The sequence below is a fragment of the Sinorhizobium sp. BG8 genome, assembly GCF_016864555.1.
Taxonomy (GTDB): domain Bacteria; phylum Pseudomonadota; class Alphaproteobacteria; order Rhizobiales; family Rhizobiaceae; genus BG8.
On sequence record NZ_CP044012.1, the window covers coordinates 1131205 to 1138596 of the forward strand.

Below are 7392 nucleotides of genomic sequence, written 5' to 3' on the forward strand. Positions count from 1 at the left end.
GACGGTTAAGATTTGCTGCCTTACCGATTCTTTTTCTTGGTTTTGCGCCACGGCTTGCTTGTCGTTGGCGAATATGTTGGACCGCTCAGGCTCCTCTGTCAACAAACATGATATCTGATCACGGATAACGCGATCGCAGGTTTCACCCGCCTCAGAAGGCACCCAACTCCCAGTCGTTAGGAGTGCAATTCCAGGCTGCTCCGGATCTTGTCCGGAACCGGGCGGCTTTCCCTGCTGCCCAAATCGAAGAAAACCTCGACGACCTCGCTCTCGGCGAGGAGGCTCGCATCAGTCGAGTCGAGCATGCGAAACACGATGGTGACGGACTTCCCGCCGACCCGTTCCACCAGGCTTTCTATCCTGACCACCGTTCCGGCTGACACTTCCGAACGGAATGTCAGCTTCATGCTGGCGGTAACCGGTACGACCACGCTATTTCGCTTGAGTCCCGCTCTATTCCAGAAAACGAAGATGGCGTCATCGAACATGGAGGCATAGTGCCGGACGTTCAGATGACCGAAGTGGTCGCATTGCCACTGGTGCACCACGAACGATGTCAATTCCGAGCTCTTCTTTTCCATCTGACCGGTCCTCGTCAGCTCACGCCGAGAATTTCTCGAGCTTCCTTTGGTGTCGCCACTTCGCATCCCAGGTCGCTGATGATGCGTCGCGCACGTTCCACGAGCTGCGCGTTGGTCGCGAAGACACCCCGCTCGAGATAGATGTTGTCCTCCAGGCCGACACGGCAGTGTCCGCCGAGGATCGTCGAAGCGGCGACGATTTCCATTTGCCACCGAGAGATGCCGAAAGCACTCCAGACCGCGTTGGGTGGCAGAAGATCTTTCATGTAGAGCAGTGTTTTCAAGTCCGCGGGTGCGGACCACTTCACGCCGAGGCAAATCTGGAAAAGGGGAGGCTCATCGATATGCCCCTGCTCGACAAGACGCCGCGCAAGCAGGATATCGCCAGGGTTGAACACCTCTATTTCCGGCTTCACGCCCGCTTCCCGGATCATCTCCGCCATATCCCGAAGCTTGCCGGGCGTGTTCATGAAAACGCAATCCGGCGCGCCCGCGATACCGCCTTCCAGGTTCATCGTCGTGGCGTCGAGCGTGCAAATCTGCGGTCTGAGTTCCATCACGTGGCCGACGCGTTCGGCGGCGGTGCCGACATCGGTTGTCGGATGCGCACGCCCCTCATCGGCGGGATCGGGGACGAGCGTCGCTCCCATTCCTGTCGTAAGATTGATGAGAACGTCCGGGTTATGTTTGCGGACCTCCTCCACGATGGCGCGAAAAACGGCTGGCGAACGATCGCCAATTCCTGTTTCCGGGTCGCGTCCGTGGATATGGACCACCGAGGCACCCGCCGCCGCAGCCTCGATGCACGCGGCCGCGATCTGCTCTGCGGTTACCGGATAGTTCGGGTATTTTGGATGGATCGGCCCGTCACCCGTGACGGCACAGGTCAATACGACTTTACGTTTCATATGCCCTCCCTTGGGCCACATTCGGCCAGTATCATTTCAACCGACGACGGCTGGCTCATTGTTTTCGGTTTCCACTTGCTTGATCGCGCCGAGCAGCGCGATCAGCTTGGTGTCGCGCTCTCTTCTGAGCGCGTTGTAGTCGCGCCCGCCGATTTCCTCCTCGAGGCCATCGATGAGCTTGCTGACGGTGTCGTGATCCAGGTTCGGCTTTCCAAGGTCGTCCCACCAAAGCGCATAGCTGTCTCGGAACTGCTCGCAGTAGGCCCTGATCCCTTCTTGGCCTCCGCCAAGGTTCAGCAACATGTGCGGTCCCATCACCGCCCACCGCATGCCCGGCCCGGCGGAAATCGCGATATCCACGTCGCGCACGCTGGCAACGTCCTCAGCCACCAAGTGGATTGCTTCGCGCCAGAGTGCCGCCTGGAGGCGGTTGGCGACATGGCCCATCACCTCCCTTTTCAAGGTGATCGTCTTCTTCCCGCAGCTTTCGTAGAGGCCGCGCGCCACGCCTAGCGCCTCCGGCATCGTGGCTTCATTGCCGTAAAGTTCCACAAGAGGAATGATGTGAGGAGGATTGAAGGGATGGGCGATGATGAGGTTTCGCGGGTTCTGCCAGCCGTCTTGCAAATCGGACAGCTTGAGGCCGGAGGAACTCGTTGCCACCACAGCGGTCGGACGGAGAGCCGGTTCGATCTCCTTGTAGAGTACCCTCTTCAGCTCGAGACGTTCGGGGATGCACTCCTGCACGAAATCGACGTCGGTAACCGCATCGGCGGGCGAGCCAAACACCCTGTACTCGGGCATGACCGGAGTATGAGGAAGGCCCATCTCAGCCAGGGTGTCCCGAACGGCGTTCCAGAATTCGGCAAATTTCGCACCCGCATCCACGTGGCTGTCATAGAGATGAATGGGACGACCCGTTGCTGCAAACAGTGCAGCCCAACTGCAACCGATCAAGCCTGCGCCCAAGATGGCGACGGCCCCTACAGCTTCTCCCGACTTCTCTTCGTTGCCGCGCAAGGAATATTCCTCCTGAAATTCGCTGATATCTGATCAGATCACGAATCTGATATCTGATCAAGCCTTGACTTATTCATCGAAGAAAATAGTTTATGAGGGAGATGAGGGCCGTGCAGACGTCGCCTGAAAGTTGTGTGCATTCGCGTCAGCGAGGATGCGCCGGAGCGATCGACTGGATGGAGTAATCTGTTCTAAATTGCGCGATTGGCCGTGCAAGTCTTGATTTCAAGGAGAAAAGCGGGAGGCAGCCGAATTCGCACCTATTGGCTGGCTCGACTGAAAGCTCACTCGCATTTCGGTGCTCGCATATGCCTCGTCCAACCGTTAGAAGAAGACGATCGACACTCTGAGTCCGCGCTCTATATGCATGAAGCGGCTAAACCCGCGGCAGAATTCACCCCGTCCAATTGCACTGCCCTGAAAAAGCAATCGACAGGAACAAATCATATGACGACTAAAACAGGACAGATGCCTAGCTTCGCGGGACGTCGCCCGATACTGGACAACGAATTTATATACAACGAACTCAAGCAATTGCTGATGATCGGGGAATTCCTGCCGGGACAGAAGATCACGTTGCCAATGTTGGCTGACGCGTTCGGAACGAGCCAAATGCCGATCCGGGAAGCAACCAACAGATTGATAGCGGCGCGGGCTATTGAAGCGCCGCCCCGCAGATCGCTCTGTATTCCCGAAGCCACCACTGAAAGGATGGATTCGCTTTTGCCCCTTCGATTGCTTCTGGAAGGGGAAGCGACTCGGCTCGCAGTCATCGCAAAGGGAGCGGAGTTGGCGCAGGAGCTCGCGGCGATCACCGAGGAGATGGACTCCAAGGTTCCGTCTGAAGACATCAAGGCGTATCTCAGGCTCAACCAGAAATTCCATTTCCATGTCTATCAGACCTGCGGCAATCCGGAGTTGGTCGACATGATAGAATTGCTCTGGATGCGATACGGGCCGATGCTCAACATCGTCAGGAGTGGCGTCCTTTCAAAGTCGGGCCACAAACGGCATCTCGAAATCATCAAGGGGTTCCAGGATCAAGACCCGGAAGCGGCTGCCACCGCGATGCGCGCCGACATACAGGACGCGGCAGTTCCAATCCGCGAAGTAATCGAAAGCAAGCTCCGGGAACAGGAGACTGTTGCCGAGGGCCGGAAGGCTGTCCGAGCGCGATAGACCGTCGGCGATGCCGTCGAAGATACCGCAGACATGGTTCACAGCATTGCGGTCGATGTCTTGACACGACAAGCTGCGCTGCCCGCACGAATCCTGAACCAAGTTTCGGAAGGTACCTGCGGACTTTGGCGATCTCCAGGAGCGTCACCATCAAATCGTACCTCCTGCGAGTGCGCCCTGATCGAACACGCCATCGGCTTACCCGACATGCTTGCGCAAATATGCTCTTGATGGAAATCGAACCGACCACAACGCAGTTGGGCTCTGTTTCAGTGAGCCCCAACTGTCACACGGTGCGAGATACGAGATCCCACGCCGCCTGGTAGCGCCTTCTTCGGCGACCGGATCGTCAATGTTCCAAAACCTCACAGCCATGTGGAAATAATGCAAATTTATCCTTTCCTGCGCTCCGCCTATTGCAGCGGATGAGGCCGACTTACTCGACCACATCGGACACAGGACGGAAAGGATAACGAATGCCGGCAACAGCCCACACCACATCGATCGAAGCCAATGGGAGAACCTATCGCTGGCCACTCCGGCCAACGGTGTTGGTCTGCTTCGATGGCTGCGATCCAGCCTACATCGCGGCATCCGGATCCGCTGGCCACATCCCGACGATCAGCCGCTTCCTCAAGGAGGGGTTCTATGCGATCGCCGATGCTGCAATGCCGACCTTCACGAATCCGAACAACGTGTCGATCGTCTGCGGCGCGCCGCCGGCGGTGCATGGTGTTGCCGGCAACTACTATCTCGACCGCGAGACGAAGCAGGAAGTGATGATGCTCGACGCGCGGCTGATGCGGGCGCCGACCATTCTGTCGCAATTCTCCAAGGCCGGCGCCAGGATCGCTGTCGTCACCGCCAAAGACAAGCTGCGCAAGGCGCTCGCCCACGAGATGCATGGCATCGCAGTGTCCGCCCAGTATGCCGACAAGTGCACGATGGACGAGAACGGAATCGACGACCTCACCGGCCTCGTCGGCCGCGGGACGCCGGACCAGTACTCGCCGGATCTCTCGCTTTTCGTTCTCGATGCCGGCATCCGCCTGCTCGAAACCCGCCCGCTTGATCTTCTCTATCTTTCACTCTCAGACCTCGTGCAGCACAAGCATGCACCGGATGCGCCGGAAGCCCACGACTTCATGAAGGCCGTCGACGATCGCCTAGCTCGCCTGATCGAACTCGGCGCCACGATCGGCATCGTGGCCGACCACGGTATGAATGACCTTTCCCATGAGGACGGAACACCCAATGTCGTCTATCTCGGCGACGTACTGGACAAGGCCTATGGCTTCGATACCACCCGCGTGATCTGCCCGATCACCGATCCCTTCGTGAAGCATCACGGTGCGCTCGGCGGCTTCGTGCGCGTCCACCTGATCGCGGAAGGCATGGATCGTGCCGCCGTGCTGAAGACCATTGTCGCCCAGCCGGGTATCGAGCTTGCGTTGACGGGCGAGGATGCGGCGGAACGCTTCCAGTTCCCGCTGGATCGCGAAGCCGACATCGTCGTCGTCGGCTCGAAGGGTGTGGCGGTCGGCGCCCGGACGGTTGACCACGACCTGTCGCAGCTTGCCGGTGAACGGCTGCGCTCGCATGGAAGCCTCGCCGAACAGCAGGTGCCGTTCATCATCTCGCACCCGCTCAACGAGGACTACGCCAACCGGCCGACGACCGGCCTTCGGAATTTCGATGTCTTCGACTATGCGGTGAACGGCGTCATTTAACAGGCTTTATCGCCGTTTCAGGCCAACGGACCCGCCTGCGCTTCACTATGCAGGCGGGCTTCCTTCTGTCCGCCCGACTGGCGTCGTTCCGGTACGCAGGAGACGATCCAATCGACGAAGCCCGCCGCCGCCTCTCTTTCCCGGGACGCCGGATTGGCGAAGACCTGATAGGACGGCCCCTCGACCCGCAATTCCGGGAACGGTTCGACGACCTCGCCGCGAAGCAGGTGTCCTCAATCAGGAAGGTGGGCACGACCAGCGCTCCACGACCGGCGAACATCGCGTCCAGCGCGATATAGAAATGCGGAAGCTTCAGCGCCTGACCGGCCATGCTGCCTGCCAACCCGGCGGTCTTCAGCCAGGTCTTCAGTTCACCCGGTCGGGTGACCGCTTCGAGCAACCCGATCTCCTTCAGGCTTTCCTTGGTGATGACCTTGCCGTGGCCGGCGATCCGTGCGGGCAACACCAGCGACAGCGTCTCGGTAAAGAGATGCCGGGGCGAAAACTGCGATGGGATGATGCCGCCGGCGGATCGCCCGTCGAATGGCATATCCAGCCAATTGTCCGGCGTATGCGTCGGACGCACCATCGTATCCACCGGACGCTCCGGCGTGTGGAATTCCTGCAATTTCGGGATCAGCCATCGCATCGCGAATGTCGCGGGCGCGATCACCTGCAGCTTAGAGCGCTCGATCCGTGACGGACGCAGTTGCTCCAGTGCATCGTGGATCTCGTCGAAGGCATTGCCGAGCACCGCCGCCAGACGGTCGATGTCGGCCGTCGGGATCATCCCTTTACGCTTCTCTATAAAGAGCGGAACGCCCATCCACGCTTCCAACTGCGAAAGCTGCTTACTTACAGCGCTATGGGTGATCGACAATTCGTCCGCCGCGGCAGTAACGCTTCCGGTCCGCACCACGGTCTCAAGAAACAACAGAGATTTGAGCGGCGGGAGGCGACGTTTTCGTTGTTCCATTTTCTCACATTGCCTTAGCGATAATGTCACTGTACTAACAATATATGGTATAGTTAAATGCAATTGCGTCTAGATATTGAGTTTCCGACAGAACCGAACTCTTATAGAGCAATTCCGTGACGCTATTATTACAACCGATGAGGAAACTCTTATGCGTCGCTTGATACCTGCTCTGCTCGCAGTGACCGTCACAGCCTCCACCGCATTCGCCGCCGACAAGGTTCGCTTCGCCGTCACGGAAATCGAGGGCCTTGAACAACTCCAGACCGAGTTCGGCCCCTTCCGCGACAAGCTCCAGCAGTTGACTGGCCTGGAGATCGAATTCCAGCCCGTCAGTTCCCGCACCTCGGCCGTAGAGGCGATGAATTCGGGGCTACTCGAACTGGCGCTCACCGGCCCGTCCGAATATGTCGTGATGCATGAGATGACGAAGGCTGACGTGATCGTCGGATGGCAGCGTCCGGACTATTTCGCACAGGTCGTCACCATCGCCGGCCGCGGCATCAATTCGCCGAAGGACCTCACCGGCAAGAAGATTGCCTTCGGTTCCGCCGGCTCCACGTCAACCCATCTCGGCCCGGCGCAGGTGCTGACCGACCAGGGCTCAGCTACGGCAAGGACTACCAGTCGCTGCACATCGACCGCAACGTTGCGATCCAGGCTTTGATCAACGGCGACCTCGATGCCGTCGGCATGAGTTTCGACCACCTCAACAGCGCCCGAAAGGCATTCCCGAATGTACCGTTCCTCGTCGTCGCTCGCGGCCGAGACCTGCCGGACGACGCGCTGATGGCAAGCCCGCTGGCCGATCAAGCCACGATCGAGAAGATCCGCAAGGCCTTCACCGATCACGGGCAGGACCTACTAGGCTCAGTCCTCGACGGCACCGACGACAACCAGAATACGCGCAGGGCGTTTCCGCAGTTCCATCCAGGACAGCGACTAAGCGACTATGTGCGCGCGATGTAACACACGATCGGTATCGAAACCTTTGGGAA

8 protein-coding genes are annotated in these 7392 nt (G+C 58.8%); 4 read left to right on the forward strand and 4 right to left on the reverse strand.

Going from position 1 to position 7392, the window contains the following annotated elements; all coding sequences use genetic code 11:
* Positions 1-176: 176 nt before the first annotated feature.
* Genes F3Y30_RS26070 through F3Y30_RS26080 form a run of 3 tightly spaced genes read right to left on the reverse strand, consistent with a single transcriptional unit; the run spans position 177 to position 2509 of the window.
* A complete protein-coding gene (locus F3Y30_RS26070; protein WP_203427153.1) occupies positions 177-581 on the reverse strand; it encodes a thioesterase family protein in 405 nt (134 codons plus the stop codon).
* Positions 582-595: 14 nt separating this feature from the next.
* Positions 596-1489, reverse strand: coding sequence for a 3-keto-5-aminohexanoate cleavage protein (locus F3Y30_RS26075; RefSeq protein ID WP_203427154.1), 894 nt, complete (start codon positions 1487-1489; stop codon positions 596-598).
* A gap of 36 nt (positions 1490-1525) precedes the next feature.
* Positions 1526-2509: a 3-hydroxyacyl-CoA dehydrogenase NAD-binding domain-containing protein gene (locus F3Y30_RS26080; RefSeq protein WP_203427155.1), complete on the reverse strand. Its 984-nt coding sequence runs from the start codon at positions 2507-2509 to the stop codon at positions 1526-1528.
* A 210-nt stretch (positions 2510-2719) separates the two neighbouring features.
* Between F3Y30_RS26080 and F3Y30_RS26085 the strand changes: the two genes are divergently transcribed.
* Complete coding sequence (locus tag F3Y30_RS26085; protein WP_203427156.1) at positions 2720-3688, forward strand: GntR family transcriptional regulator; 969 nt, start codon at positions 2720-2722, stop codon at positions 3686-3688.
* Positions 3689-4164: 476 nt separating this feature from the next.
* Complete coding sequence (phnA, locus tag F3Y30_RS26090; RefSeq protein WP_203427157.1) at positions 4165-5418, forward strand: phosphonoacetate hydrolase; 1254 nt, start codon at positions 4165-4167, stop codon at positions 5416-5418.
* Here phnA and F3Y30_RS26095 read toward each other — a convergent pair.
* The gene (locus F3Y30_RS26095; protein ID WP_203427158.1) at positions 5411-6424 is read right to left on the reverse strand and encodes a LysR family transcriptional regulator; all 1014 of its coding nucleotides are present in this window, start codon (positions 6422-6424) and stop codon (positions 5411-5413) included. The genes phnA and F3Y30_RS26095 overlap by 8 nt on opposite strands.
* Before the next feature lie 121 nt (positions 6425-6545).
* Here F3Y30_RS26095 and F3Y30_RS26560 point away from each other — a divergent pair, with 121 nt between their 5' ends.
* Positions 6546-7061 (forward strand): PhnD/SsuA/transferrin family substrate-binding protein, encoded by a 516-nt coding sequence (locus F3Y30_RS26560; RefSeq protein ID WP_246753048.1) that lies wholly within the window; start codon positions 6546-6548, stop codon positions 7059-7061.
* Positions 7058-7363 carry a hypothetical protein gene (locus tag F3Y30_RS26565; RefSeq protein ID WP_246753049.1) on the forward strand — a complete coding sequence of 102 codons (306 nt, stop codon included), beginning with the start codon at positions 7058-7060 and terminating at the stop codon, positions 7361-7363. Before F3Y30_RS26560 ends, F3Y30_RS26565 begins: the two co-directional genes overlap by 4 nt.
* Positions 7364-7392: the final 29 nt, after the last annotated feature.

Coding starts and splice junctions, on each gene's coding strand:
- F3Y30_RS26560 (WP_246753048.1), top strand. CDS start 6,546: ATGCGTCGCTTGATACCTGCTCTGCTCGCAGTGACCGTCACAGCCTCC.
- F3Y30_RS26070 (WP_203427153.1), bottom strand. CDS start 581: ATGGAAAAGAAGAGCTCGGAATTGACATCGTTCGTGGTGCACCAGTGG.
- F3Y30_RS26075 (WP_203427154.1), bottom strand. CDS start 1,489: ATGAAACGTAAAGTCGTATTGACCTGTGCCGTCACGGGTGACGGGCCG.
- phnA (WP_203427157.1), top strand. CDS start 4,165: ATGCCGGCAACAGCCCACACCACATCGATCGAAGCCAATGGGAGAACC.